This window comes from Aeromonas bestiarum (assembly GCF_028751155.1).
GTDB classification, from domain to species: Bacteria; Pseudomonadota; Gammaproteobacteria; order Enterobacterales; family Aeromonadaceae; genus Aeromonas; species Aeromonas bestiarum.
This window is the reverse complement of sequence record NZ_CP064746.1, coordinates 3,607,323-3,633,486: the sequence shown is the minus strand read 5'-3', so window position 1 is coordinate 3,633,486 and position 26,164 is coordinate 3,607,323. Positions and strand designations below refer to the sequence as shown.

Annotated in this window: 25 protein-coding genes, 3 tRNA genes and 2 pseudogenes; 9 read left to right on the top strand and 21 right to left on the bottom strand. The window is 60.1% G+C overall.

Annotation, left to right across the window (positions count from 1 at the left end; all coding sequences use genetic code 11):
* Nucleotides 1-32 precede the first annotated feature (32 nt).
* A complete protein-coding gene (locus tag IU367_RS16785; protein WP_042035019.1) occupies nt 33-239 on the top strand; it encodes a YheV family putative zinc ribbon protein in 207 nt (68 codons plus the stop codon).
* A gap of 157 nt (nt 240-396) precedes the next feature.
* Nucleotides 397-1,032: an FKBP-type peptidyl-prolyl cis-trans isomerase gene (locus IU367_RS16780; RefSeq protein ID WP_042870118.1), complete on the top strand. Its 636-nt coding sequence runs from the start codon at nt 397-399 to the stop codon at nt 1,030-1,032.
* A gap of 83 nt (nt 1,033-1,115) precedes the next feature.
* On the opposite strand, the gene IU367_RS16775 is transcribed toward IU367_RS16780, so the two are convergent.
* Together IU367_RS16775 and IU367_RS16770 are read right to left on the bottom strand one after the other, a co-directional pair.
* On the bottom strand, nt 1,116-1,331 hold the full coding sequence (locus IU367_RS16775; protein ID WP_011704936.1) for a SlyX family protein: 216 nt from the start codon (nt 1,329-1,331) through the stop codon (nt 1,116-1,118).
* Nucleotides 1,332-1,345: 14 nt separating this feature from the next.
* Nucleotides 1,346-2,314, bottom strand: a complete 969-nt coding sequence (locus tag IU367_RS16770; protein ID WP_274452500.1) for a WD40 repeat domain-containing protein — start codon at nt 2,312-2,314, stop codon at nt 1,346-1,348.
* A 119-nt stretch (nt 2,315-2,433) separates the two neighbouring features.
* On the opposite strand from IU367_RS16770, the gene fkpA reads away from it, so the two are divergent.
* From fkpA to IU367_RS16755, 3 genes are all read left to right on the top strand, one after another.
* A complete protein-coding gene (gene fkpA, locus IU367_RS16765) occupies nt 2,434-3,240 on the top strand; it encodes an FKBP-type peptidyl-prolyl cis-trans isomerase (RefSeq protein WP_043554684.1) in 807 nt (268 codons plus the stop codon).
* Nucleotides 3,241-3,391: 151 nt separating this feature from the next.
* Nucleotides 3,392-4,795, top strand: a complete 1,404-nt coding sequence (locus tag IU367_RS16760; RefSeq protein WP_274452499.1) for a sigma-54-dependent transcriptional regulator — start codon at nt 3,392-3,394, stop codon at nt 4,793-4,795.
* 10 nt (nt 4,796-4,805) lie between these two features.
* Nucleotides 4,806-4,970 carry a helix-turn-helix domain-containing protein gene (locus IU367_RS16755; protein WP_420796485.1) on the top strand — a complete coding sequence of 55 codons (165 nt, stop codon included), beginning with the start codon at nt 4,806-4,808 and terminating at the stop codon, nt 4,968-4,970.
* Between the two features lie 90 nt (nt 4,971-5,060).
* Here the strand turns inward: IU367_RS16755 and IU367_RS16750 are convergent, their stop codons facing one another.
* From IU367_RS16750 to IU367_RS16725, 6 genes are all read right to left on the bottom strand, one after another.
* Nucleotides 5,061-5,930: a tetratricopeptide repeat protein gene (locus IU367_RS16750; protein WP_274452498.1), complete on the bottom strand. Its 870-nt coding sequence runs from the start codon at nt 5,928-5,930 to the stop codon at nt 5,061-5,063.
* Between the two features lie 114 nt (nt 5,931-6,044).
* Nucleotides 6,045-6,380 (bottom strand): hypothetical protein, encoded by a 336-nt coding sequence (locus tag IU367_RS16745; protein ID WP_042035006.1) that lies wholly within the window; start codon nt 6,378-6,380, stop codon nt 6,045-6,047.
* Nucleotides 6,381-6,530: 150 nt separating this feature from the next.
* Nucleotides 6,531-6,869 carry a DUF2956 domain-containing protein gene (locus IU367_RS16740; RefSeq protein ID WP_274452497.1) on the bottom strand — a complete coding sequence of 113 codons (339 nt, stop codon included), beginning with the start codon at nt 6,867-6,869 and terminating at the stop codon, nt 6,531-6,533.
* An 86-nt stretch (nt 6,870-6,955) separates the two neighbouring features.
* Nucleotides 6,956-8,794, bottom strand: coding sequence for a bifunctional metallophosphatase/5'-nucleotidase (locus tag IU367_RS16735; RefSeq protein ID WP_098984927.1), 1,839 nt, complete (start codon nt 8,792-8,794; stop codon nt 6,956-6,958).
* 223 nt (nt 8,795-9,017) lie between these two features.
* Nucleotides 9,018-10,583 (bottom strand): EAL domain-containing protein, encoded by a 1,566-nt coding sequence (locus tag IU367_RS16730; protein WP_274452496.1) that lies wholly within the window; start codon nt 10,581-10,583, stop codon nt 9,018-9,020.
* Nucleotides 10,584-10,781: 198 nt separating this feature from the next.
* Entirely contained in the window at nt 10,782-11,636 is an 855-nt protein-coding gene (locus tag IU367_RS16725; protein ID WP_274452495.1) for a Tim44 domain-containing protein, read from the bottom strand.
* A gap of 442 nt (nt 11,637-12,078) precedes the next feature.
* On the opposite strand from IU367_RS16725, the gene dnaB reads away from it, so the two are divergent.
* Both dnaB and alr read left to right on the top strand, forming a co-directional pair.
* Complete coding sequence (gene dnaB / locus IU367_RS16720; RefSeq protein WP_043554690.1) at nt 12,079-13,473, top strand: replicative DNA helicase; 1,395 nt, start codon at nt 12,079-12,081, stop codon at nt 13,471-13,473.
* A 176-nt stretch (nt 13,474-13,649) separates the two neighbouring features.
* Nucleotides 13,650-14,723, top strand: coding sequence for an alanine racemase (gene alr / locus IU367_RS16715; RefSeq protein WP_043135075.1), 1,074 nt, complete (start codon nt 13,650-13,652; stop codon nt 14,721-14,723).
* Nucleotides 14,724-14,799: 76 nt separating this feature from the next.
* On the opposite strand, the pseudogene IU367_RS16710 reads toward alr, so the two are convergent.
* The 4 genes and pseudogenes from IU367_RS16710 to IU367_RS16690 all read right to left on the bottom strand — a co-directional run.
* A pseudogene (locus tag IU367_RS16710) lies at nt 14,800-14,883 on the bottom strand (YfhL family 4Fe-4S dicluster ferredoxin); the annotation flags it as partial.
* A gap of 120 nt (nt 14,884-15,003) precedes the next feature.
* On the bottom strand, nt 15,004-15,252 hold the full coding sequence (locus IU367_RS16700; RefSeq protein WP_021140912.1) for a YfhL family 4Fe-4S dicluster ferredoxin: 249 nt from the start codon (nt 15,250-15,252) through the stop codon (nt 15,004-15,006).
* A 1-nt stretch (nt 15,253) separates the two neighbouring features.
* On the bottom strand, nt 15,254-16,615 hold the full coding sequence (gene trhP / locus IU367_RS16695) for a prephenate-dependent tRNA uridine(34) hydroxylase TrhP (protein WP_033130937.1): 1,362 nt from the start codon (nt 16,613-16,615) through the stop codon (nt 15,254-15,256).
* A gap of 239 nt (nt 16,616-16,854) precedes the next feature.
* Nucleotides 16,855-17,592 carry an EAL domain-containing protein gene (locus IU367_RS16690; protein WP_043554692.1) on the bottom strand — a complete coding sequence of 246 codons (738 nt, stop codon included), beginning with the start codon at nt 17,590-17,592 and terminating at the stop codon, nt 16,855-16,857.
* A 238-nt stretch (nt 17,593-17,830) separates the two neighbouring features.
* On the opposite strand from IU367_RS16690, the pseudogene IU367_RS16685 reads away from it, so the two are divergent.
* Nucleotides 17,831-18,391, top strand: a pseudogene (locus IU367_RS16685) (hypothetical protein); the annotation flags it as partial.
* Between the two features lie 142 nt (nt 18,392-18,533).
* On the opposite strand, the gene IU367_RS16680 reads toward IU367_RS16685, so the two are convergent.
* From IU367_RS16680 to IU367_RS16665, 4 genes are all read right to left on the bottom strand, one after another.
* Nucleotides 18,534-18,809 (bottom strand): hypothetical protein, encoded by a 276-nt coding sequence (locus IU367_RS16680; RefSeq protein WP_274452492.1) that lies wholly within the window; start codon nt 18,807-18,809, stop codon nt 18,534-18,536.
* 138 nt (nt 18,810-18,947) lie between these two features.
* A tRNA-Tyr gene (locus tag IU367_RS16675) sits at nt 18,948-19,032 on the bottom strand.
* Between the two features lie 44 nt (nt 19,033-19,076).
* Nucleotides 19,077-19,161: transfer RNA gene (locus IU367_RS16670), tRNA-Tyr, on the bottom strand.
* A 39-nt stretch (nt 19,162-19,200) separates the two neighbouring features.
* A tRNA-Tyr gene (locus tag IU367_RS16665) sits at nt 19,201-19,285 on the bottom strand.
* Nucleotides 19,286-19,632: 347 nt separating this feature from the next.
* Here IU367_RS16665 and IU367_RS16660 point away from each other — a divergent pair.
* Entirely contained in the window at nt 19,633-20,865 is a 1,233-nt protein-coding gene (locus IU367_RS16660; RefSeq protein WP_241279948.1) for a cysteine desulfurase-like protein, read from the top strand.
* Between the two features lie 53 nt (nt 20,866-20,918).
* On the opposite strand, the gene IU367_RS16655 is transcribed toward IU367_RS16660, so the two are convergent.
* The 5 genes from IU367_RS16655 to IU367_RS16635 form a co-directional block, all read right to left on the bottom strand.
* Complete coding sequence (locus IU367_RS16655) at nt 20,919-21,980, bottom strand: protein-glutamate methylesterase/protein-glutamine glutaminase (RefSeq protein ID WP_241279946.1); 1,062 nt, start codon at nt 21,978-21,980, stop codon at nt 20,919-20,921.
* Between the two features lie 12 nt (nt 21,981-21,992).
* A complete protein-coding gene (gene cheD, locus IU367_RS16650) occupies nt 21,993-22,463 on the bottom strand; it encodes a chemoreceptor glutamine deamidase CheD (protein ID WP_043135062.1) in 471 nt (156 codons plus the stop codon).
* A 10-nt stretch (nt 22,464-22,473) separates the two neighbouring features.
* A complete protein-coding gene (locus IU367_RS16645; protein WP_098984921.1) occupies nt 22,474-23,277 on the bottom strand; it encodes a CheR family methyltransferase in 804 nt (267 codons plus the stop codon).
* Nucleotides 23,278-23,338: 61 nt separating this feature from the next.
* Nucleotides 23,339-25,510: a methyl-accepting chemotaxis protein gene (locus IU367_RS16640; protein ID WP_274452491.1), complete on the bottom strand. Its 2,172-nt coding sequence runs from the start codon at nt 25,508-25,510 to the stop codon at nt 23,339-23,341.
* 72 nt (nt 25,511-25,582) lie between these two features.
* Nucleotides 25,583-26,155: a chemotaxis protein CheW gene (locus IU367_RS16635; protein ID WP_042034988.1), complete on the bottom strand. Its 573-nt coding sequence runs from the start codon at nt 26,153-26,155 to the stop codon at nt 25,583-25,585.
* Nucleotides 26,156-26,164 lie beyond the last annotated feature (9 nt).

The window sequence follows — 26,164 nt, the reverse complement described above, 5'->3', positions numbered from 1 at the left end:
CCCTGATATGATGCTGCCTGGAGGTAACAAGAATGGAAACCAGACGTAAAAAACGCTTCATTGCCGGTGCGGTTTGTCCGGCGTGCGGCAAAATGGACACCATGATGCTGTATATGGAGCATGGAGTCGAGAAGGTGACCTGTGTCGACTGCGGTGATACCCAGGTGCAGACCCAGGCCGAGGTGGACAAGGTGACCCGGGAGACGGAACAGGTGATAGGTGTGTTTCGTCCCGAATGAGGGTCCAGCCGCAATACCCGGGGGTGAGGTGCGGGTCAGGCCCATGCCGCTTCACATTGATGACTTTTTCATCACGACTGAGCCGGACCTGCCATATGCTTGGCCGCCTTTTTGAGGTATTCTGGGCCCGTTTTTTTCTATCCGCAGGATCCCTGACATGAAAGTAGCTCCCCTGAGCGTGGTTACGCTGGAATACACAGTCACCGACGAACACGGTGAAGTCATCGACACCACTGTCGGTAAAGAGCCTCTGGTGTATCTGCACGGTACCCGTTATCTGGTCTCCGGCCTCGAAGCCGAGCTGGAAGGCCGTAGCGTGGGCGAGGCGTTCGACGTCACGCTGGCACCGACCCAGGCCTATGGCGAATACGACGAAAGCCTGGTGCAAGAAGTACCTGGCGAGCTGTTTGACGGCATGGAAGTGTCTGAAGGGGATACTTTTGTGGCCGAGACTGACGATGGCCACCGCCCGGTGACCGTCATCGAAGTGTCCGAAGAGTTCGTCAAGGTGGATGGCAACCATCCGCTGGCTGGCGTGACCCTGGGCTTCAAGGTCGAGATCAAGGACGTGCGTGCCGCCACGGCTGAAGAACTGGCTCACGGCCACGTTCACGGTGCCGGTGGTTGCGGTCACGATCATGGTCACGACCATGACCACGATCACGGCCATGAGCACGGCGGTTGCTGCGGTGGTGGCCATGGCCACGATCACGGTCATGACCACGGCGACGAGCAGGGTCATGGCGGTTGCTGCGGTGGCGGCGGCTGCGGTGGCAAGGGTCACCAGCACTGATCTGTGCCCCGGGCATAGCCCGATAAAAAAACCCGCGTCTATCGCGGGTTTTTTTATGGCCGGGTGGCGGAGGGCGTTGCGGCTCAGTAGTGCGGGGGCGGCGTCTCTTCGGCCATGCTGGCGATCTGGCTCGGCTGCACGCTCTGCAGCTTGTCCACCAGCAGCTGGATCTGATGCTTGAGCCGATCCAGCTCGCGGCCCTGGGTGGTGACCTCGTCGTTGAGCTGCTCCACCGTGTATTCGGCGAAGGCGAGGCGGCTTTCCAGGGTTTCGAGGCGATCGTTAAGTTGCTGACTCATGGGCCTTTGGGTCCTTACTTGATAGTCCAGATTTCGGCCAGGCCACTGGAGCTGGCGCTGACAAGGTGGCTATTGTCGCGCAAAGCCACGCCGTAGACCACTGCGCTCGGTGGTTTCACTCTGGGATGGGGCGAGACGCGCCAGCTTTGCAGCAGGCTGCCATCGCTCACCCGCCACAGGGAGAGCTGACGGGAGGGAGCGCCCGTGATAAGCCAGTTGCCGTCGTTGGCAAAGCGCGCCGTGGTGTAGACCTCGAAGCGGTGATCAAACTGCAGCCGGCTCACCTCCTTGCCGGTTTTCAGATCCCAGATGCTGGCCTGGCGGCTGTCGGCGGTGAAGGCGAAACGGCCCTGGGGATCCAGCCTCGCCATCACCACCCGGCCGGCGTGGTTGAATCGCCACACCACCTGGCCGGAACGGGTATCCCACAGATAGGCGCTGTAGTCGTTGCCGCCGGTGAGGGCGTAGCGGCCATTGGCGGAGAGATCCACCGTATTGACCTGCTCGGTGTGACCGAGGAACTGCAGCCTGCGGCCGGTGCGGGTATCGACCAGCTCCGCCTTGCCATCTTCGCGGCCGATCAGCACCTGACGGCCATCGGCCGACAGGGCTATGTCCCTCAGCCTGGATTCAGGAAGCGAGTAGTAGCCTTGGGATTGACCATCTTGCAGACGCCAGATGGCGAAGGTATCCAGGGTGGCGGTCACGGCATGGCTGTTGTCTGCCGAGAAGCGGGTGATGATGACGAAGTTGTCCTGATTGTCGGACTGGCGCCAGCGCCAGCGCTCCTTGCCCTGTTCCAGGTCCCACACCACTGTGCCCTGGCTCAGGCTGGAGACGATGGCCTGCTTGCCGTCGCTGGTGAGATCGGCGCTCAGCAGTCCCTGATGGGCGAGGGTGACTTGCCGGCCCGGCAGTGAGCTCTGTTCGCAACCTGTCAGTATCAGGCAAATACCGATGAGATAAATGGCACTTTTTATCATTTTTCCTGTCTCATGCTTTCGTTACCTGCGATCACGGCGTTAGTATAAGGCGCTTATCACGATAAACCTCTCATTTCACGAAGGAACCGAGAGCGGTATTTAGAGTTTTGGAGAAACTGATGAACAATTTTCTGAAGGTGTCCCTGTTGGCTGCGGCAGTTGCCGTGAGTCTGACTGCTTGCCAAAAAGACGAGAAGACTGCTGCGAATACCGCAGAGGTCAAGGCAGAAGCCAGCAAGCCGGCAGAGGCCCCCAAGGCTGATGCCAAGAGCTTTGAAGAGCAATCCGGCTATGCAATTGGCCTCTCCATGGGTCGTTATATCGCCAATACCCTGGAACGTCAGCAGGAACTCGGCATCAAACTGGACAACGGCGTCATCCTCAAGGGTGTGACCGACGGTCTGGGCAAAGAAGCCAAGATGACTGACGAGGAAATCCAGAAGGTTCTGCAGCAGTACGATGCCAAGATCAACGAGTTGACCAAGGCCAAGGCTGACAAGGATGCCGTGGATAACCAGAAGAAGGGTGAAGAGTACCTGGCTGCCAACGCCAAGAAAGAAGGCGTGAAGAGCACCGAATCCGGCCTGCAATACCAGGTCGAGAAGATGGGTACCGGCGCCAAGCCGAAGGCTACCGACATCGTCAAGGTTCACTACACTGGCACCCTGACCGATGGCACCAAGTTCGACAGCTCCGTCGATCGCGGCGAGCCGGCCACCTTCCCGCTCAACCAGGTGATCCCGGGCTGGACCGAAGGCGTGCAGCTGATGCCGGTGGGTTCCAAGTTCAAGTTCTTCCTGCCGTCCAAGCTGGCCTATGGCGAGCACGGTGCAGGCTCCATCCCGGCCAATGCCGTGCTGGTGTTCGATGTTGAGCTGCTGGCGATCGAGAAGCCGGCTGCCGATGGCGACAACGCCAAGAAGTAAGCGCTCATCGTTGAAAAAACGGCTCCTTAGGGAGCCGTTTTTACTTGTATCTCCCCGCGAATGGCGGGATAAAAGAGAGAGTCGCCAACTGTGCTAACATGGCGTACAAGACCCGAAATAGACAACAAAATCAATTGCAAGGATGGCTCCCGTGGCTGAAAGCAAACCTCGAGTCCTGTTGGTGGAAGATACCCGCAGTCTGGCGGTGGTCTATGAACAGTATCTGGCCCAGGATGGCTATGAGGTAGTGCTGGCCGATTGTGGTCAGCAGGCGTTGGCGCAACTGCTGACCAGCCCGCCGCCTGTGGTGCTGCTCGACCTCGAACTGCCCGACATGTCCGGCATGGACATTCTGCAGCAGATCACCGAGCAGCAACTGCCCTGCTCGGTAGTGGTGATCACCGCCCACGGCTCGGTGGATGTGGCGGTGGAGGCGATGCGCCTCGGCGCCTTCGACTTCCTGACCAAGCCGTTCGACGGCAAACGGCTGTGCGCCACCGCCCGCAATGCCCTCAAGCATCAGCAGCTGAGTTCGCTGGTGGCCCAGTACCGGGAGAACTTCGAGCGCAGCTCGTTTGCCGGTTTCATCGGCGCCTCCATGCCGATGCAGGCCGTCTATCGCATCATAGAGAGCGCGGCGCCGAGCAAGGCGACCGTGTTCATCACGGGGGAGAGCGGCACCGGCAAGGAAGTGTGCGCCGAGGCCATTCACCAGTGCAGCCCCCGCAGCGAACAGCCCTTCATCGCGCTCAATTGCGCCGCCATTCCCCACGATCTGATGGAGAGCGAGATCTTCGGTCACGTGAAGGGCTCCTTTACTGGCGCCCAGGGGGATCGCAAGGGGGCGGCCAGTCTCGCGGACGGTGGCACCCTGTTTCTGGACGAGATCTGCGAGATGGATCTCGACCTGCAGAGCAAGCTGCTGCGCTTCATCCAGACCGGCACTCTGCAGCGGGTCGGCAGCGGCAAGCTGGAGACGGTGGACGTGCGCTTCGTCTGCGCTACCAACCGGGATCCCCTGGTGGAGGTGAAGGCGGGGCGTTTTCGCGAGGATCTCTACTACCGGTTGCACGTGATCCCCCTCAGCCTGCCGCCGCTGCGCGAGCGGGGCGAGGATATACTGCTGCTGGCCCGCAACCTGCTGCAGAGCTACGCCAGGGAAGAGAACAAACGCTTCAAGGATTTCGATGCCGAGGCGGCGCGGGTGCTGCTCGATTACCCCTGGCCCGGCAACGTGCGCGAGCTGCAAAACGTGGTGCGCAACATAGTGGTGCTCAACGATCGCGAGCTGGTGAGCCCGGACATATTGCCGCCGCCGCTCAGCGGCCGCAGGGGCCTGACGGCGGCCATGGCGCCGGTCAGCACGGCCAGCAGCAGCGCCGCACCTTTGCTCAATACGCCGATCCGCCCGCTCTGGCTGGTGGAGAAGGAGACCATAGAGCAGGCCATCGCCAGCTGTGACGGCAATATCCCCAAGGCGGCGGCCCTGCTGGAGATCAGTCCCTCCACCATCTATCGCAAGAAACAGAGCTGGGAAGAGGCGAGCCTGGTCTGAGTGGCGGGGCATGGTCAATGCTCCGATTGGGCCGCCGGTGGAGAAGGAGACCATAGAGCAGGCCATCGCCAGCTGTGACGGCAATATCCCCAAGGCGGCCCTGCTGGAGATCAGCCCCCCCAATCCTCCCATCTATCGCAAGAAACAGAGCTGGGAAGAGGCGAGCCTGGTCTGAGATGGGGGCTGATATGGTATTCGTCACTCTGGGAGTGAAGTGTTCGGGGCGGCCAACTGGCCGCCCTGCTGCTTTGCTAGAGGCTGTTTGCTAGAGCTTGGCCAACTGCTTGAGCCTGGCCAGTCGCTCTGCCTCATTGGCTCTGAACCAGCCATCCCGTGACAGCAGAAACCAGGCGCGGGCGAAATATTCGGCCGCCGCCGGATCGTCCAGTACCAGCGCATTTTCCCCCAGCTCCTCGAACAGATAGCCATCCTCCGGCTCGCCGGCTTCCACCATCTCCGCCTGCAACTGCGTCAGTTCGGCCAGCGCCTGCTCGTGCAAGCCTTGCGCCCGGGTCAGCCGCGCCAGACTCCAGCGGGCGATGAAGGCCTTGGCCGGGTTGTGGTGCTGTTCGTGCCAGGCCAGGCATTTTTGCTGACACTGGCGGGCCTCTTCCAGGCGGCCCAGTTCGAACAGGGTCCAGCCCTGATTGTTGTAGAGGCTGGGCAGCCAGCCGCGCACTTTTTTATCCTGGCTGCGCTCCGCCAACTCCATCGCCAGCTGGTGCCAGCGGCTCTGCTCCTCCAGCGGTGCGGCTATGGCCACCATGTGGGCCGCATCGATGGCGAGATAGAGCTCCTTGCTCTTGAGCCCCTGCTGCCAGGCCTGCTCGAACAGGGTTCTGGCACTGGCCTTGTCGCCGGCGGAGTTGAAGGTGCGGCCGCGCTCCAGCAGGACGCGAAGGCGGGCTCGCGGGGTGGCATCGGTGAGGCGGGGCTCTATTTCGTCGAGCAGCTGGTGCGCCTCGGCAAACTGGCGTTGCAGCGAATGGGTGCGGGCTATCTGGGTGAGCAGCTCCAGTTCGAGTTGCAGGTCGGCGGCGGCACGCGCCTCGGGCAACAGAGCATGGAAACGCAGGGCGCTGGCGGCGGGATCCTTGTAATCCCACTGCGCCATGAAATCGGGCGGATTGTCCATTTGGCCTCCTTGCTGGCTATCCTTCCACCAAGATGCCTGCCGGCCATTGTTTGTACAAGGGGCGCTCGTCACAGAGCGCCCCTTGGGTCATGCAAAAGTGTTCAGCACATTATGTCAGTAGACCATGGCCAGGCTCATCAGCATCAGGCCGAGGGCGGCAAAGGCCCCCTCCTTGATCGCCAGACGCGGCACCAGTGCCTTGGGCAGGGCCGGAAACAGGCTGAGTGCGAAGCCGAGCCCCGGCATCAGCCAGTGAAAGGCCGGGTTGCGCAGGCTTGGGTCTGCCGCTCCGTTGATGATGATCAGCAGGATAAACAGGGTGAAGGCGGGCAGGATAAACCAGCGGGCGCTGCCGGCGGCGACGGCCCGCAGCGGCGAGATGCGATAGAGCACCAGAGTCACGATAAACAGCACCAGAGGTGCCAGCAGATAGAGCGGAGCCGGGTTCATGGCGGGTGTTCTCCAGACGGTGGGTAAATGGGGTCGGGGTTCAGTCATCGCACATGACCGGCGGTATGGGATCAGCCCTGGCCGGCGAGGCGCCGTGGCGCGGGTTCAAGCTTTGGAAGCGATTCCGGGCAACGCCTTGCCATCGGGGGATCAGTGCAACCAGAACCAGGCGGCGGCAAAGCCCAGCCAGCTCAGCAGCAAGAGGAGCCAGGGCAGGGGGTGCTGGCGGGAGACCTCGACAAGTTCGATCTCGCTCTCCTCTACCTGTTCGGTGTGCGGTTGCTGCTTCGCCTTGCTCTGCAACTTCTTCTGGCGACTGGCCTCCCGGGCCCGCGCCTTCATCTGTTTCTTGTACTCGTCTATGCCTTTCTGGATCCCCTGGGCGATCAGCTGGGTCTGCTCCTTGGTCTGTCCCGGCTTCTGGTTGGCGCGGGCGATCTTCAGCGCATCCTGCTGGGTCTCGGGGGATATCTTGTCGTACTTCGCCATCAAAGGGTCTCCTCGGCATCGATTGGCGGGGAGTATGCCATAAAAACGGCGCCCTCAGGCGCCGTTGTAGCAGGTTGTGAGCCGGATCAGGGCTTGTTGTAGGTCACGGTCGCATAGGGCAGCGGATTGAGGGTGCCCTGGGACTCGGCGTACTCCATGAACATCTCGTTCTCACCGACGCCGGAGTCGACATAGTCACCCTTGTTGGGCAGCTCTTCGCGCTTGAGCAGGCCGTTGTAGCCATCCTTGCCGGAGGCGATATAGGTGTTGGCACCGACCCGGTACACCTTCTCGTCGTCCAGCGGCAGCCACTGGCCGTTGGCATCCAGCAGCTCCAGCTTGGTGATGCGGGAACCCTTGGCCAGTTTGCCGTCATAGCTGTAGCTCAGGTGGCCGACGTAGGGGAAGGCACCGCTGGAGGCGCCGATCCCGGTCTCCAGGCCGATGGAGTAGTCAACGGCGTACTCCAGGGTGGCGCGCACGTCCTTGCCCTTGAGGTTGAAGGCGGCGATCTTGTTGCCAAATGGCAGCAGGGTGCCCATCACGTAACCGACCGAGAGGGGGCCCGCGTTCACATCGGCGCGCACACCACCAGCGTTCTGGATGGTGAAGTCGACCTTGGTGTTGAGCTTGTTGAGCTTCCAGTACAGGGATTCGGCCACCAGGGGATCGATCAGACCCGCGCCATCCGGGGTGAGCGGCACGCGCACGTGGGGCAGCTTGGTCGGCACCTCGGCGATGATCTTGGCCTCGAGCTCGGCCACGGCTGGCTTGTACTCTGTGTCGATCACATCGCGCATGGCGGTGTTCTCCGGCACGATTTCGATGACGGGTGACTTGGTGATGAAGTCAACCACGTTGGTCTGCTCGCTGCCGGTCAGGGGTACCTTCTTCTTGGCCACTTCCTTGGTGAAGTCGTCGCCCGTCATCAGGGTGTTGCGACCCTCGCACTTGGTGATCTGGCCTTCCTTGCTCAGGGAGACGTTGACCAGGCCATAGCCCTTGGCCCATTCGCCAGCCTGCACGATACAGGTCTTGCCGCCGTCCGGATTGTTGATCAGCTGGGCATAGGTGTTGTCGTCGGCCGGGTTCTGGTTGTGGGCCGTGTAGCCGACGCTGTTGATCTCGTTGATGTCGCCGAGGAAGGTCTGGGAGTGACCGCCGACGATCAGGTCGATACCGTTGACGGCCTTGGCGACGGCCTGGTCATTTTGCAGCCCGATATGGGTGACCATGATGATCTTGTTGGCGCCTTTTGACTTGAGGGTGTCGACCATTTTCTGGGCGGTCTCAATCATCGGCAGGAATTGGGTATCGGTATCCGGTGAAGAGATGTCATGCATATTTTCCAGCACCAGCCCGAAAATACCCACGCTCTCGCCATTTACTTCCTTAATGACATATTCATGAATATTTTCACTGTCTTTCAGGGTGGCGCTACTGGATTTCACCATATTGGAAGCCAATACAGGGAAATTCACCCGTGAGACGAAATCTTTAATAGCCTGGTTGCCCAGATCGAATTCGTGATTGCCCAGCACCATGGCATCTATGCCCATGTCGGAGAGCAGGCGAGACTCCTCTTCCCCCTTGAACTGGGTGAAGTAGAGGGTGCCCTGGAAGGCATCGCCACCGTTGAGCACCATGAAGTTGCGACCTTCATTGGCAGCCTGGCTGCGCAGCTCGTCCAGCTTGAACTTCAGGCGGGGATAGCCGCCTAGCTTGGCGTTGAACTTGAACAGCTCCTGGCCGGTGGGCTGGATGGCCAGCGCATTTTCGGTCGGGTCCAGGTGGGCGTGGGTATCATTGATGTGGGCAATGGTCAGATCCAGCGGAATATGTTCCTTGCTGCTGTTTTCTGAATTGCAGGCGGTCAGCCCGAACAGGGTAATAGAGACGGTGACGGCCAGTAGCGTCTTCTTCATCGGTAATAATCCTCTTGTTGTTATTGTCCTGTATATCGTTCCTGCATGACAGGAGTGTGGCGATTCTAGGCAAAAAGCAATAATTGGAAATAAAGAGAGCTGATTCCTTTGAGCTACTGCACATTAATAAAGCGAACAAACGTTTGCGAGATTGCGCAACGCCCTGACTACAGACTAATGACAAGTTTCACATCGCCCTATCTGTGGCTGGCTGTATCAGGGATCAGGCACTGCCGGGCCGGGCCGCCGGCTCTGTGGTGACGGCGGGCAGCAGTCGCAGAAACTGCGCCGGGGTGAGCGGGCGACCATAGAGATAGCCCTGCAGGTAGTTGACGTTGCGCTCGGTCAGGAAGTCCGCCTGCTCCTGGGTCTCGACCCCTTCGGCTATGGTCTCCAGCCCCAGCCGGGTGGCCAGGCTGATGGTGCTGTCAAGAATATGACGGGAGAGGGCATTGGTGCCTATCATGGCGACGAAGCTCTGATCGATCTTGAGATAATCGACGTGAAACTGCTGCAGATAGGTGAGGCTGGAGTGGCCGGTGCCAAAGTCGTCCAGCCCTATCTTGACCCCCATCTGCCGCAGCTCGCCAAACAGCCGGTCGGTCAGCTGGCTGGGGGGGATCAGCTCCCGCTCGGTCAGCTCCAGCACCAGGGTTATCGGATTGCCGGCGAAGGCGGCGAGGAAGACGCGGCAGTCATCGATCAGGCTCAGATCCTGGCAGTGCTGGGCGCAGATGTTGAAGCCGAAGTGAAAGCGGGTCGGCAGCTGCGCCGCGTGGGGGGCGAACTGCAGGCGCACCTGCTGCATCAGGGTCTGGGTCATGAGTATGATGAGGCCGCTCTCCTCCGCCAGCGGGATGAAGAGATCCGGCCGGATCAGCCCCTGGCGGTGGTGTTGCCAGCGCATCAGCACCTCGCAGCCATGCAGCTGGCCACTCTTGCTGAAGACGATGGGTTGCAGATAGGGGATGAACTCCTGCTTGATGATGGCGCGCTTGAGTTCCAGGGTCGGGGTCGAGATATGGCTCCACCAGCGGTAGGTGGCGAGGCCGGCCAGGCCGCCCAGCGTCAGGATCAGTATGATGAGGGAGCCCTGCTTTTGCAGGGTCAGGGCCAGCACGGCATGCAAGGGGAATCCCTGGTTGAGGTTGTAGTCGAATGCGGTCGAGTTGAGCCGATAGTTGAATCCCCGCAATCTTGGAGGCTGGCCGTCGTGGATCTTGCCCTGGAGGTCGAGCCACTGTTCGCCGATCTGCACCCAGCTATGGGCGCCGGCGAGCCGCCACTGCAAGGGTTTGCTCAGGTGGTAGGGGTTGATGGCGACCATCACCGAATGCTCCCCTTCGCTCAGGTGATAGAACAGCAGAGAGGGCTTGCGCCCGAGCCGGGTGACGGCGCTGAGCTTGAACCGCTCGTGCTGGCCGTCTTGCAGCTCATCGCTCAGGTCTATCTCGTCGAAGATGGAGGAGCAGTAGAGGCGGCCGTGGCGGGAGAGGTTGACCGAGCGCACATAGGGAGAGGTGGCGACCAGCACCCGCAGCTCGCGGGCAACCTCGGCACAGGGCCGGCTCGCCAGCGGCAGGGCGGCCCTTGCCGCCTGGGTCGAGTGGCGCAGGGCGCTGTCGATCTGCACCATGGCGCGCTCGGCGGCGGTCTGTGCCTGCTGGCGAGTCAGAGACCAGGTCTGCCAGTAGAGGGTGGCGAGGGATATGAGGATCAAGGAGGCGCAGCACAGCAGGCTGGCCAGCAGACGAGGCAGGTTGCTGTGACGCAGAAAAGAGAGAGCCATGGACCACGCCTCGGTGAACGGAAATTGAACAAAAAAAGGTCGGTCATACTACACAATCAGGCACCATTCTCATAGCCACCACGGGGTGTCAATGGCAGGGGTGTCCAGGGGGAGGGAGGCGGAGAGGGGAGATGGGGACTCAAAAATAACAGAGGCGGCCCAGGGCCGCCTCTGTTGTCATCGCAGACAAGGGAGTGCTTACAGCTGCTCGATGCCGACTATGTGCCAGGGCGCATTGTCCTTGGCCAGGTTGCGTTCGAGGTGCCACACCTCCTTGATGTCCTCCTCGACCTGCTCCTGGCGATCCATGTAGCGGCCGCTGAAGCGAACGCTGACCTGGGCCCAGTCACTGCCGTAGTCGGCACGTACCAGCTGGGTATCCACATACATGACTTCGGTATGCTGCTCACCGGTCAGCTCGGCACGTTCGGCTTTGAGCTGCTCGAACAGCTCGGGGCTTACGTACTCGCGTACCTTTTCCAGATCGTTTTTATTCCAGGATTCTTGCAGGGTGCGGTAGTGATCACGGGCACCTGACAGGAAACCGTTCATGTCAAAACCTGGCGGCAGACGGAAGGGCACGTCGCTGTCGGCAAAGCCGGTCGCTTGCGGCGCACTGTTGCTCTGCTCGAACTGCTGGGGGGCGGCCGATGGCGGCTGATAGCCGGCGTAGGCTGCCTGTGGCTGGAGCGAGGCCGCCTTGCTCCTGCGCATGGCACGGAACAGGAAGACGGCGCCCAGCGCCAGGGCGGCGATCAGCAGCATGTCCATGCCTTGCAGACCTTCGAAGGCGCCGCTACCCAGCAGGTAGGCGAACAGGCCACCGGCCAGCAGGCCGCCGAGCAGACCGCCCATCATGCCACCCTTCTTCGGTGCGGCCTGAGCCCCGACCGCCGGGTTCTTGGTGTCGACGGGCTTGGCCGCCGGTTGGGCCGGAGCCGTCTTGTAGCTCTTGCCAAAGGATTTACCGCCGCCAAACTTCTTGGCTTCGGCAATGGGTGCCCCCAGGCCAATGGCCAGGATCACGGCAAACAGGGTCAGCATCTTTTTCATTTTGACTCTTTTCACTCTCATCAGTGGGTGGGGCATGCTCTGCTTTGGCAAGCTCAGCGAGGCGCATGGCAGGCTGCCTGTCCCTCGTTGTATTGCAGCTTGCGACTATGATTAACATGGTTGGCATGAATTATTCATGAACAGATTGTCCCGATCGGGGGCATCAGAGGAGCAGCGCAATGAAAAGTCGACGACCGAGCCGCAAGGAGCGCAAGCTGCGCAACAAGGCGAGAGCCAAGCCCCATGACCAGACCCTGGTCTGGCCCTTCCTCATGGTATGAAGCCGGGGTGAGCCCCTGGCACAGTTCATCGGCAAGCGGTGCCAGCCACCATCAGGAGGAGGGTTGCACCAGACAGAAGTGAATAGCGTGCATTAGCACTCGCGATGGCGGGGTTTCTTTTGTAAAATTCCCGTCCCCTTCCCGCTGCGGTTTTTATGTGTATGGCAGAGCAAGTGACGGCGAAAAAAGACGCCAAGACACAACAGCTGAAAGTCCCTCCCCACTCTTTTGAGGCCGAACAGTCCGTACTGGGCGGCCTGATGCTGGATAACGACGCCTGGGATCGGGTCGCCGAACGGGTGATCGACAAGGATTTCTACAGCCGTCCTCACCGGCTTATCTTCCAGGCCATGACCCGCCTCTCCAATGTGGGCAACCCCATCGATCTCATCACGCTGCAGGAGGAGCTGGAACGCTCGGAGCAACTGGAAGAGTCCGGTGGCTTCGCCTATCTGGTGGAGATCGCCAAGAACACCCCGAGTGCCGCCAACATCAATGCCTACGCCGAGATCGTGCGTGAGCGGGCGGTGGTGCGGGAGATGATCTCGGTCGCCAACGAGATAGTCGAAGCAGGCTACGAGCCGCAGGGACGCACCTCGGGCGATCTGCTCGATCTGGCCGAAAGCAAGGTGTTCCAGATCGCCGAGCAGCGCACCAGCGCCAACGAGGGGCCGCAGCCGCTCAAGCTGATCCTCGAGCAGACGGTCGACAAGATTGAAGAGCTGTTCAAGACCCCCCACAACGGGGTGACCGGGGTCTCCAGCGGTTACGGGGATCTCGACAAGATGACCGCCGGTCTGCAGCGCTCGGATCTGATTATCGTGGCGGCCCGTCCCTCCATGGGCAAGACCACCTTTGCCATGAACCTGTGCGAGCACGCGGCGCTCACCGCCGACAAACCGGTACTCATCTTCTCGCTGGAGATGCCCTCCGAGCAGATCATCATGCGTATGCTCGCCTCGGTCGGGCGCATCGACCAGACCAAGGTGCGGACCGGTCAGCTCGACGACGAAGATTGGGCGCGCCTCTCCTCCACCATGGGGCTGCTGCTCGAGAAGGGCAAGATGTACATAGATGACGCCTCCGGCCTGACCCCGACCGACGTGCGCTCCCGTGCGCGCCGCATCGCCCGTGAGCACGGCGGCCTCTCCATGATCATGATCGACTACCTGCAGCTGATGCGGGTGCCCGCGCTCTCCGACAACCGGACCCTGGAGATAGGTGAAATCTCCCGCTCCCTCAAGGCGCTGGCGAAAGAGCTGCAGTGCCCGGTGGTGGCGCTCTCCCAGCTGAACCGAAGCCTGGAACAGCGCGCCGACAAGCGCCCGGTCAACTCGGATTTGCGGGAATCCGGCTCCATCGAGCAGGACGCGGATTTGATCATGTTTATCTACCGTGATGAGGTGTATCACGATGACAGTCCCGACAAGGGGATTGCCGAGATCATCATAGGCAAGCAGCGTAACGGCCCGATCGGAAGAGTACGGCTTACCTTCCAGGGGCAGTTCTCCCGGTTCGACAACTATGCCGGCCCGGCGTTTGATGACGATTACTAAGTAGGGAGGGGCCGGTCTGCGCACCCATATAGGTGACTATGCCCCCCAGATCCAAGACACAGTTTTCCCGGTTCGACAATTATGCCGGTCCGGCCTTAGACGATGACAATTAAGGGCTGACACCACACGGTGCCTGGCGCATTCAAGCGCCATCATGCCCTCGTAAGGGAAAACAGATGAAAGCGGCAATTGCTCAAATCAATACAGCGGCCCTGCGCCACAACCTCGCCGTGGTCAAACGGCACGCCCCCGATTGCAAGATCATCGCCGTGGTCAAGGCCAACGCCTATGGCCATGGCCTGCTGCCGGTCGCCCGCACCCTAGTGGATGCCGACGCCTATGCGGTGGCCCGCATCGAAGAGGCGCTGATGCTGCGCTCCTGCGCCGTGGTCAAACCGATCGTGCTGCTGGAGGGCTTCTTCTCGAGTGCCGATCTGCCGGTGCTGGCGGCCAACAACCTGCAGACGGCGGTGCACACCTGGGAGCAGCTCGAAGCGCTGGAGCAGGCAGAGTTGCCCGCCCCCGTGGTGGCCTGGCTCAAGCTCGACACCGGCATGCACCGGCTCGGGGTGCGCGCCGATGAGATGCCCGCCTTCATCGCGCGTCTCGCCAGGTGCAAGAACGTGGTGCAGCCGTTCAACATCATGACCCACTTCAGCCGCTCCGATGAGCTCGAACAAGCCACCACTCGCGAGCAGATCGACTTGTTCAGCAAGTTGACCGCCCCGCTGGCGGGCGAGCGGGCCATGGCGAACTCGGCGGGCATTCTGGCCTGGCCCGATTCGCACTGCGACTGGGTGCGCCCCGGCGTCATCTTGTATGGCGTATCCCCCTTCCCCAATACGGTGGCGGCGGATTACGACCTGCAACCCGTGATGACCTTGAAGACCCAGCTCATCGCGGTGCGGGATCACAAGGCGGGCGAACCTGTGGGCTATGGCGCCAACTGGGTGTCGGATCGCGATACCCGGCTCGGCGTCATCGCCATCGGCTACGGCGATGGCTACCCGCGCATGGCGCCAAACGGCACCTCTGTGCTGGTCAATGGCCGCATAGTGCCGCTGGTGGGCCGCGTTTCCATGGACATGACCACAGTGGATCTGGGGCCGGGCGCCACCGACAAGGCCGGTGACGAAGCCGTGCTCTGGGGCGAGGGGCTGCCGGTGGAGCGGGTCGCCGACGAGATTGGCACCATCCCCTACGAACTCATCACCAAGCTTACCTCCCGGGTCTTTATGGAATACGTCTAGGCACGGCCGGCACCAAACGTCAAAAAGCCCCGCATGCGGGGCTTTTTCTATGACGTTGTTGCGACCTGCCGACCGTTTATTGCCGGTGCATCCGCACAAACCTCTCCAGCAACTGCTCTTTGGTCTCCACATGGGCGGGATCCCGGATGATGCAGTCAATGAGCCGCAGACGCTGATGCTACTGCCGGTGCATCCGCACAAACTTCTCCAGCAACTGCTCCTCGGTCTCCACATGGGCGGGATCCCGGATGATGCAGCCTATGAGCCGCAGACGCTGATGCTACTGCCTGTGCATCCGCACAAACTTCTCCAGCAACTGCTCTTCGGTCTCCACGTGGGCGGGATCCCAGATGATGCAATCGATGGGGCAGACGCTGATGCAGGTCGGCTTCTCATAGTGACCGACGCACTCGGTGCAGCGACTGGGATCTATCTCGTAGATCTCCTCCCCCAGGCTGATGGCCTGGTTCGGACACTCGGGATCGCACATGTCGCAGTTGATGCACTTGTCGGTGATGAGCAGGGACATATCAGGCCGCCGAGTGCGGCTGACGGGTATCCTGGCGATCGCCGAGGTTGCGCAGCAGTATGCCGTAGTTGATGTCGATCTCTTTGGGAACAGGCACATAGACCACATGGCCGTTGCCCGGCGCCGTGTCGATGAGCTCACCCTTGCGGTTCTGCATCTGCTCCAGATTGAAGCTGACGTTGCCCTGCGGCGTCATCAGCTCCAGGCTGTTGCCCACCAGGAACTTGTTCTTCACTTCCACTTCCACCATGTCGCCCTGGCGACCGGTGATCTCGCCGACGAACTGCTGGGTGTCGGAGACGGAGTAGCCGTAGTCGTAGTTCTGGTACTCGCTGTGGTTGTGACGGCGCAGGAAGCCCTCGGTGTAGCCACGGTGGGCCAGGTTCTCGAGGGTGCCCATCAGGGTCGGGTCGAACGGACGACCGGCGACCGCGTCGTCGATGGCCTTGCGATAGACCTGGGCGGTGCGGGCGCAGTAGTAGAAGGACTTGGTGCGGCCCTCGATTTTCAGCGAATGCACGCCCATCTTGGTCAGGCGCTCCACGTGCTCGACGGCGCGCAGGTCCTTGGAGTTCATGATGTAGGTGCCGTGCTCATCCTCGAACGCCGTCATGTATTCGCCGGGGCGGTTGGACTCTTCCAGCAGCACCAAGGCATCGCTCGGCTTGCCGAGCCCCAGGGTGTTGTCCGGGCGCACGGCGATGGGCTCCTGACGGTGCACAATCTGGCCCACGTCATCTTCCTTGCCCTCGTGCACCTTGTACTCCCAGCGGCAGGAGTTGGTGCAGGTACCCTGGTTGGGGTCGCGCTTGTTGATGTAACCGGAGAGCAGGCAGCGGCCTGAGTAGGCCATGCAGAGGGCGCCGTGGACGAAGACTTCCAGCTCCATTTCCGGCACCTGCATGCGGATCTCTTCGATCTCGTCCAGGGACAGCTCGCGGGAGAGGATGGCGCGGGTCAGGCCCATCTGATGCCAGAATTTCACCGTGGCCCAGTTGACCGCGTTGGCCTGCACCGACAGATGGATCGGCATGTCCGGGAAGGCTTCGCGCATCATCATGATGAGGCCGGGGTCTGACATGATCAGCGCATCCGGCTTCATGTCCACCACGGGACGCATGTCGCGGATGAAGGTCTTGAGCTTGGAGTTGTGGGGCTGGATGTTGGCCACCACGTAGAACTGCTTGCCGAGCGCGTGGGCTTCGTTGATGCCGAGCTGCAGGTTCTCGTGATCGAATTCGTTGTTGCGTACCCGCAGGCTGTAGCGCGGCTGGCCCGCATAGACGGCGTCGGCGCCATAGGCATAGGCGTAACGCATATTCTTGAGGGTCCCGGCGGGGGAGAGCAATTCTGGTCTGAACATGTTGGACTCTTAGTATCTGATTGCAAATCAGGACGGCGCCACCTGATGGCGCCGGATTGGTTGAGCCGTGGTACGAGACGGCGCTCGCGTCACAACTACCCGATGGCGTACATCATTATGCAGGATCACAGGGGATGCACCTGATATACGGGGTGCGAGATTGTACTCGCCCCCACGCCATCATGCAATTTGGCAGGCAATGGTTGCCGGCGCGAGCCGCGAATGAATGTCCGGCCCGATCAGGCCCAGCGGGAGAGGGGGGAGGGCATGGCGTAGGCGTAGCCTTGCTGGTAGTCGCAACCTAGCCGGTTGGCTATCTCGATATGTTGCAGTGTCTCGACCCCTTCACACACCACCTTCATGCCGAGTCGCTGCAGGTACTCCACCAGACCGGTCAGCATCTTGAAGGCGTGGGGCGTGCGCGCCGCCTGCAGCAGCAGGGAGCGATCCAGCTTGATGATCTCGTAGGGCAGCGCCATCACCCGCTGGAAGTTGCACTCCTGGGTGCCGAAGTCATCGCAGGCGATGTGGGCGCCATGAGCGCGCAGCACCTCGATCAGCGCCCTGTGCTTGCTGTGCAGCGGGGCGTGTTCCAGCACCTCGAACCAGATCTCCATGCCCACCTTGTGCGCCTGGATCAGCACCAGCAGCAAGAGGTTCTGATAGGTCGGGCTGCACAGCGTCGGGTTGAGGTTGATGGAGAGCAGATAGGGGCCAGCCTTCGCCAGGGTCGGCAGATCGCGCATGATGGCCCTGAGCATGACGATGTCCAGATGCAGGGATTCATCCTGGCTGAGGGAGAGAAAGTCGATGCCCTGATAACTCTGCTGCGCCGGCTCCCAGCGCCGGGCCAGTACCTCATAGCCTTTGACCTGACGGTCGCGGCCTATGATCGGCTGGTAAAAGGGCACGGCCACCTCGGCCACCGCCACGGTTGCCATGTCACTCATCGGATACTCTTCTTTGAACGCAAACATGGCACTCACCTGATAGACGGATATGGCTGCGCATAATACAGGAGGGACAGGGGGATGCTATGTAGGAATCCTCTGATAATTCGGCTGAATTTGCCAAGTCAATATAGGACTATTCTGATTAACTTCCCCCCTGGTTCTACATAAACTGTCTCCAATGATATGCAGCCAGTTTGTCTGTTGTTAATCAATCATCGTAACAAGACAAACATCTGCATGTAAAAACCAGTCTGGAATCGTCATGAAGAAAATATATTTTATCCTGTCGCTGATATTCAGCGGCAACGCGCTGGCATCGGCCGAAATCAGCATAGGCACGCTTTATGACTATATGTCTGGTCAGCAGAGCACTTATTTGAAGCGCATTCGTAATCAGGGTGACGCCACCGCCTTCGTCAAGGTTGCCATTCACGAGATCAGCTACGACGCGGCGGGTCAGCCGCAGGAGTCGGCCGAGCTGACCGAGGGACGCCGGGCGCTGATTGCCAGCCCGTCCCGCATGATTATTCCGGCCAACGGGGTGCAGGCGACCCGGCTGCTGTTTATGGGAAAGCGGGACAAGGAGCGCTATTTCAGGGTCCGCTTTATTCCGGTATTGCCAAAACAGGAGGATGGGTTCGATCTGGATGCCAATACGGTTCAGGAGAGTCAGCCGCAAGTCTCGGCCGGGGTAAATATATTGACCGACTTTGGCGCCATTATTTTTGTGATGCCAAAAGAGAGCCGGTTTGATACCCGTTTGATAAAGACAGACACCATGACGACTGTCGTGAATAAAGGTAATGCAATGATAATGTTTGACGGTTTATTTTTATATTTACTCCATATCAAGGTATCCACTGCAGTTCATGATGTTTAGAAATGAAAACTTGATATTGAATGACATAATATGACCCTTAACCTCCTACACGTCGGATCCGTTTGGTTATTATTCTGGCTGGTGTTTAGCGGAAGAGAGCATCAAATGGTGACAACCTGGGTTGCCGGTGAGGTTCTGACTGCACGGCTTGTGCCAGCCAGGCCCAGTCGAGCAGGGGTTTATCCGCCTTGAAGCGCTGGTAAGCCAGTCCCTGATCGACGGTCAGGAACAGAGTCGTCGGCAGGCCGATGCGATTGGTGTAGCGCACCATGACTTCGCCTCGATAGCTGGCCAGCCGCTGCCGCAACTGTGGTAGCGTCAAGCCGTTTGCCTGTCCCGTCTCATCCCAAATCTCAAACATGGCGATCCATGACTCCGAACTGTGTGAGCACTACTGTTTCCAAAAAGAGTAGCTGATGCAATTGTCAGATCTGACAGTGTCAAATGGAGTCATTTTTACAAAGCAAAAACCCGGCTCTGGGCCGGGTCTTTTAAATGATGGTGGAGGGAGAAGGATTCGAACCTTCGAAGGCAGAGCCGTCAGATTTACAGTCTGATCCCTTTGGCCGCTCGGGAACCCCTCCACAGGGGCAAAGCATAGGTTATTCAGCCATTGCAATCGGGAAAATGGTGGAGGGAGAAGGATTCGAACCTTCGAAGGCAGAGCCGTCAGATTTACAGTCTGATCCCTTTGGCCGCTCGGGAACCCCTCCACGGGGTATTTCCTGATTGTCACTACTTTTGCACTTGAATGGTGGAGGGAGAAGGATTCGAACCTTCGAAGGCAGAGCCGTCAGATTTACAGTCTGATCCCTTTGGCCGCTCGGGAACCCCTCCCCAAGTGCGAGGCGCATACTATCAGATCCGGCAGCTTTGTGAACCCCTTCTGGTGATATCTGGCGACAAAAAAGTGCGAGTCGGTCATTTTTTGATATCTTTCGCTCATTTTTCATCCTTATCAACGACTTCTATGTCGATTCCCGGCATGAATACGACGAGAGACCCGTGCCGGCAGGCACTGATGGGGTGGGCGGGGCTGTGTATGACTCCTCAGCATTTTCTACTGAAAATATGGTCTCATCTTGTAACTGTGATGGTTGACCGGTTCACGGATGGACATTGCTGCTGCACCATTTTACTCTCACCATGTTATTCAACTGTTAACATGGATTGTGGACTCTTCTATGCAGGCTCTCGATATCGCCGTGTTGCGCGGCCAGTTTCCCGCCCTCAATCAACTGGTTGATGGCAAGACCCCCATCTTCTTCGACGGCCCGGGCGGCGCTCAGGTGCCTCGCCCCGTGCTCACGGCCATGACCGACTATCTCGGCCACTTCAACGCCAACCTGGGTGGCCCCTTCTTCTCGGCCCGCGCCACGGAGCAGCAGGCACAGCGAGCAAGGCAGGCCGTGGCGACCCTGCTGGGAGCGGATCGGGCTGAAGAGATCGTCTTTGGTGCCAACTTCACCACTCTGACGTTTGCGGTCAGCCGTGCCCTGTCTCGGGAGTGGCAGGCGGGGGACGAGATCATCGTCAGCGCACTGGATCACTACTCCAACGTGTCGAGCTGGCAGCAGGCGGCGGCCGATCGCGGCGTTGTGGTGCATCAGGTGCGGGTGGATGTGGCGAGCGGCGGGCTCGACTATGCGCATCTGCTGACGCTGCTGGGCCCCAAGACCCGGCTGGTGGCGGTGACGGCGGCATCCAATACCACGGGCACCCTGGTCGATATTCCCCGCATTGCCGATGCCGTGCACGGGGTCGGGGCTCTGCTGTATGTGGATGCGGTCCACTTTGCACCCCACGAGCGCATCGACGTGCAGGCCTGGGATTGTGATTTCCTCGGCTGCTCCGCCTACAAGTTCTTCGGCCCGCACCTCGGCATCCTGTATGGCAAGCACCGTCATCTGGAGCGGTTCACGCCCTACAAAGTCGAACCGGCCAAGAATGTGGCGCCCTACAAGTGGGAGACCGGCACCCAGAACTGGGAAGCCCTGGCCGGGGTGGAGGCGACGGTCGAATATCTGGCTTCGCTGTCCGGGCTGGACGCTGCCGAACATGATCTGGAGGCGCGTCTCGATCTGGCATTTGCCCGCAGCCGGGCCCATGAGCAGCAGCTCGGCGCCCATCTGCTGGCCAGGCTGGCCGAACGGCCCTGGTTCACCCTGCACGGCATCAACGACAGCCTGGGGCGCACCCCGACCTTCGCCATTACCTCGAGCCGCCATACGCCGACCGAGATGGCCGAGTATCTCGGCCAGCATCAGGTATGCAGCTGGGCCGGCCACTTCTATGCGCTGGCGCTGGTGGAACAGTTGGGGGTGAGTGAGGGAGTGTTGCGGGTGGGCTGCATGCACTACAACACGCAGGCCGAGATCGATCGGCTGTTCGCGCTGCTCGACGACATGCCGCATTAAAACAGCACAGCCCGGGGATGCCGGGCCGTGTCGCCTCATATGGCTGCTGCCTGCTAGCGACCCACTATGGCATGGTGAATATCCTGCAGTGGCAGTATGTGGCGGGCGGCCCCGAGCTTGATGGCCTCCTTGGGCATGCCGAACACCACGCAGGAGGCCTCATCCTGAGCGAAGGTGTTGGCGCCTGCCTCCAACATCTCTCTTAGCCCGCGCGCACCATCATCCCCCATCCCCGTCATTATGATGCCGGTGGCATTGCCACCGGCAAACTTGGCCACGGATCGAAACAGCACGTCCACCGAGGGGCGGTGACGGTTGATGAGGGGGCCGTCCATCACATCGACGTGATAGTAGGCACCGTTGCGCTTGAGCAGCATGTGCTTGCCCCCCGGCGCTATGAGCGCCAGACCCGGAATGACCCTGTCATTGCTCTTCGCCTCCCTGACTTCGATCTGGCATATATTGTTGAGCCGCTCGGCGAAGGAGGCGGTGAACTTCTCCGGCATGTGTTGCACTATGACGATGCCGGGACAGACGCGGGGCAGGGTCGTCAGCACGGCTTCCAGCGCCTGGGTGCCGCCGGTGGAGGTGCCGATCGCCACGATCCGCTCCGTGGTCTGGGCCATGGCATGCTGGCTGGCCGCGGGCATGATGGCGTCGGCGTTGAGTTTGGCGGCGACTGTGGCCACAGGCGCCTTGCCCAGTCGTTTGACATTGGCCTGGGCGGCGGCGCGCACCGCCATGGCCAGCGCTTGCGCCGACTCCTGCAGAAAGCTTTTGAGGCCGACCGTGGGCTTGGTGATGATGTCCACTGCGCCGGCGTCCATGGCCTGCAGCGTGGTTTCCGCCCCCTTCTCGGTGAGGGAAGAGCAGATCACCACTGGGGTGGGGTGCTCGGCCATGATCTTGGTGAGAAAGGTGATGCCATCCATGCGCGGCATCTCCACATCCAGCACTATCACGTCGGGCCACTCTTTTTTTAGCTTCTCCAGTGCAAACAGCGGGTCAGACGCGGTGGCAATCACCTTGATATCAGGCTCCTGTTCCAGAATGGCCTGCAATACCTGCCTGACCACGGCGGAGTCATCCACCAGCATGACCTTGATCTGTTTCATAGCCCAGTTCCCTTAACGATGCGGCAGCCGGTGATGGCGTACCCAGACATTGCCGTTGGCCAGTTCAAAAATCAGGCTTCTGTGTCCTGCGTGTCCGAGATGATGAGCCTTGATCGACAACCCCAGGTGCTGCGTCAGTTGCCAGGCCGCCTTGATATTTTTAATGGCCACATTCATGGTGTTGAGTGTCTGCTGTTCGATAAACATGTTGCCGCCGCCGAACAACTTGACCTCGTATTCGTGAATGGGGGCGGGGTACTTGCTTATTTCATTGATAAACAACTGGATTGCCTCATCCGCATAGCGGCCATCCAGCCCGTCATCGTTGTGGCCACGGCTGGGCAGCATGTAGTGGCACATGCCACCCCGTTTCTGCTCAGGGTGCCACATGGTAATGGCCACGCAGGAGCCCAGATGGGTGCGGATGATGGTATCGTCCTGACCAAAAAAGAACTCTCCTGGTTGCAGCACTATCTCTTTCATCTTGAAACCCTCAGGGTTTCAGGTAGATGGAGGGCGACACCAGTTGCAAACCGTGGGGCAGACCGTTCAGGCTCTCCGCATGGCTGACGATGAGGTAGCCTCCCTTCTTCAAGCGTGGCACCAGGCGCTGCAGCACCTGCCCCTTGGTTTCCCGATTGAAATAGATCATCACATTGCGGATCAGAATGATGTCGAACATGCCGATGTCGGGCAGCTCCTGATTCAGGTTGATGTGATGAAATTGCACCTTGTCCCTGAGTTTGCGATCGATGATGAAGGTCCCCTCCTGAAAGCCGACGCCCTTCAGGCAGTACTTCATCAGGAAGGAGAGTGGAATATTATGGGCCCGCTCGATGGGATATTGCCCCGATCTGGCCTGCTCCAGCACCCGGGTCGAGATATCCGAGGCGATCACCTCCCAATTGCCCTGGCTCAGCGTGTCGGCCAGCGTCATGGCCAGGCTGTAAGGCTCTTCGCCAGACGAGCTGGCCGCGCTCCAGATGCGCACCGCCCGCTCTTTTGGCAGCCGTGCCAGCACCTTCTCGCTGAGAAATTCGAAGTGCTTTGGTTCCCGGAAAAAGTAGGTCTCGTTGGTGGTGAGCAGATCCAGCGCGATCTGCAGCTCTGGCCCCCGGTTGTTCATGATCAGGCTGAAATAGTCGCCATAGCTCTCCAGTTCGTAGTGACAGAGCCGTTTTGACAGCCGGCTGGCAACCAGCGCCTTCTTCGCCGGTGACAGATCTATGCCCGCCGTTTGGTGGATCCAGCGTTGAAACTGCGTAAATTCATCATCATGCAACTGGGTCTGATACACGGACGGACTCCCTGTGGTGATAGGGGCGTACCGGGTGAGCATGACTCACCCGGTACCTTGCTTAGAACCGGACAAAATCAGCGTCGTTGTGGGGGCGAGGGGATCCATTGAAGCCATCTTGTCCATTGCCGTCGGTGATGAAGCGCCCTCGGGTCGCGGTCCGGGGGGCAGTGGTCTTCTGACCCGTGCCGCCCTTGTGTTGCTCCAGGGTAAAGAACTCCATGGCCAGTTGCAGTTGCTCGGCCTGGCTGCTCATCTCCTCTGCCGTGGCCGCCAGCTCCTCGCTGCAGGAGGCATTCTGCTGAGTCACCTGGCTCAGCTGATTCATGGCGATGTTGATCTGGCTGACGCCGGTGGATTGCTCGGCGGAGGCGGCGCTGATCTCCTGCACCAGATCCGAGGTCTTGTTGATGGAAGGCACCATCTGATCGAGCAGGCGACCCGCTTTTTCCGCCATGTCGACGCTGCTGGAGGCCAGCTCGCCTATTTCCTGAGCCGCTACCTGGCTGCGCTCCGCCAGTTTACGAACCTCGGCGGCGACCACAGCGAAGCCCTTGCCGTGATCCCCCGCACGGGCGGCTTCGATGGCGGCGTTGAGGGCCAGCAGATTGGTCTGGTAGGCGATGTCATCTATGATGCCGATCCGTTTGGCAATCTGCTTCATGGCATCGACCGTGAGCTTGACTGCCTCACCCCCTTCCACCGCCTCCTTGGCGGCCTTGCTGGCCATGCCGTCCGTGACCTGGGCGTTGTCTGTGTTCTGGTTGATGCTGGCACTCATCTGTTCGATGGAGGCGCTGGTCTCTTCCATGCTGGATGCCTGCTCACTGCTCGACTGGCTGATGGATTGGGCGGTGGCGCTGACTTGTTCCGAGGCGCTGGAGAGGTTGTCGGACGCGCTCCTTACCTCGGTCACTATGTTGGTCAGCGAGATGATGGTTTGATTGAGGGAGTCCTTGGTGGTGCCAAATACCCCGGGGTAGTCGGCCACGATCGTCTGGGTCAGGTCTCCCCGAGCCAGACATTGCACCACCCGGATCACGTCGTTGAGACTGGTGTCTATCACCTCTGCGATGCGGTTGATGCCTTCTCCCAGAGTCTGGAAGAAGCCACTCTTGCCCACCAGATCCATGCGTCTGTGCAGCTCCCCGTTGATCACCGCCTGCACTATTTCCGACATCTCCCGCTCGATCGCGACCTCCTTGGTGCGATCAGACCACTCGACCACAGAGCCCAGCCGCTCGCCATCGTCGCTGAACACAGGGTTGGCAATGAGCGAGAAGGTGCGTCCACCGAGCAGGATCTGGGTCTTGTAGGTGTTGTTCAGCTTGGCCAGCATGCTGCGCTGATGGCCGGGATTCTTGTGGAAGCTGTCGATGTTGGCCCCCATCAGGGTGGACGAATTGAAGCTGAAGAGTTCCTTCCTGATGTCGGACTCAGCCAGGCTCAGCATCTCTTTGACCGACTCGTTCATATAGATGATGTTCAAATCTGTGTCGGCAATCATCACGTTGGTAGTGGCGCCATCCAGCGCCCTCTTGACTCGCAGGCTCTCGGCGGCGGCGAGCTTGGCCGCGGCGTTGGCCGCTTTCACCTCATTCTCGATGGCGATCTCCTTGGTGCGATCGGCCCACTCCACCACTGAACCGAGCCGCTCCCCGCTGTCGTTGAAGACAGGGTTGGCGATCAGGGAGAAGATGCGGCCACCGACCGAGATCTGCGCGCGGTAGGTCTTGTCCAGCTTGGCCAGCATGCTGCGCTGGTGGGACGGATCCTTGTGAAAGGTATCTATGTTCTTGCCCATCAGATGTCTGGTGTCGAAGTTGGGCAAATCCTTGCGGATGTCGGATTCCGCCTGCCCCAGCATGGCGAGCACGGCTTCATTCATGTAGACGATGTCGAGGTTGGTATCGGCGATCATCACATTGGTCGAGGCGCCATCCAGTGCCTTGCGCACCCGCAGGTTCTCGTCATACAGGGCCTGGTTTGCGCTGATGGCCGCCAGCCCGCTGCTGAGCCGCTGGCCCAGCAGCGTGATGACCTGGTTGAACTCCTGACAGAGTTCCCGCAGCGGGCCGTCCAGTGTGGCCAGTTCCAGCAGGGTCGGCTGTTCACCCTGCGCGATCCCCTGCGAAATGGTGCGAGTGGCGCCGATCAACTGGGTCAGTTGTGCTTGTTGCAAGGTATGAGCGCTACCGTTGCCGAAGAGATTGCCAAAGAATGATTGAGTCATGGGCCTTATCCTTGTGCGACATGTCATTGCTGTGTGGTGTGAGCGACACTCTCGTTGTTGTTGACGCCGGGGTTATGGCGTTGGCTGTTTCTGTTCAAGCAGCCGTTCCTGCTGCTGGGTCAGTTCACTGAGCTGTGTCATCTCGTCGATGGAGAGCACCTTCTCGGTATTGATGAGGATGACGAATTTGCCGTTCACCTTGCCCATGCCGCTGATGAAGTCGGCCCGGATACGGGCGCCAAAACTGGGTGGCGGCTCTATCTCGTTGCAGGGAATGGTCAGCACTTCCGAGACCGAATCCACCACGACCCCTATGTCCTGATTGCCGTGCTCGGGATCATCCGGGTGCATTCCTTCGATGATGACGATGCAACTGCGACGGGTGATGCTGGAGGGGGCATTGCCAAAGCGGGCGTTGAGATCCACCACCGAGACCACGGCACCCCTGAGGTTGATCACGCCGCGGATGAAGCTCGGCATCATGGGGATGGGGGTGATGTTGCCGTATTCGATGATCTCTTTGACCCCGAGAATGTTGATGGCAAACATCTCACCCTTGATCAGGAAGGTCAGGTACTGGGCATCGCCCTGATTGTCATGAGCCAGCGTGACTGGCTGTGGGACCACTTCGGTTGACATGCTCATGAGTCTCTC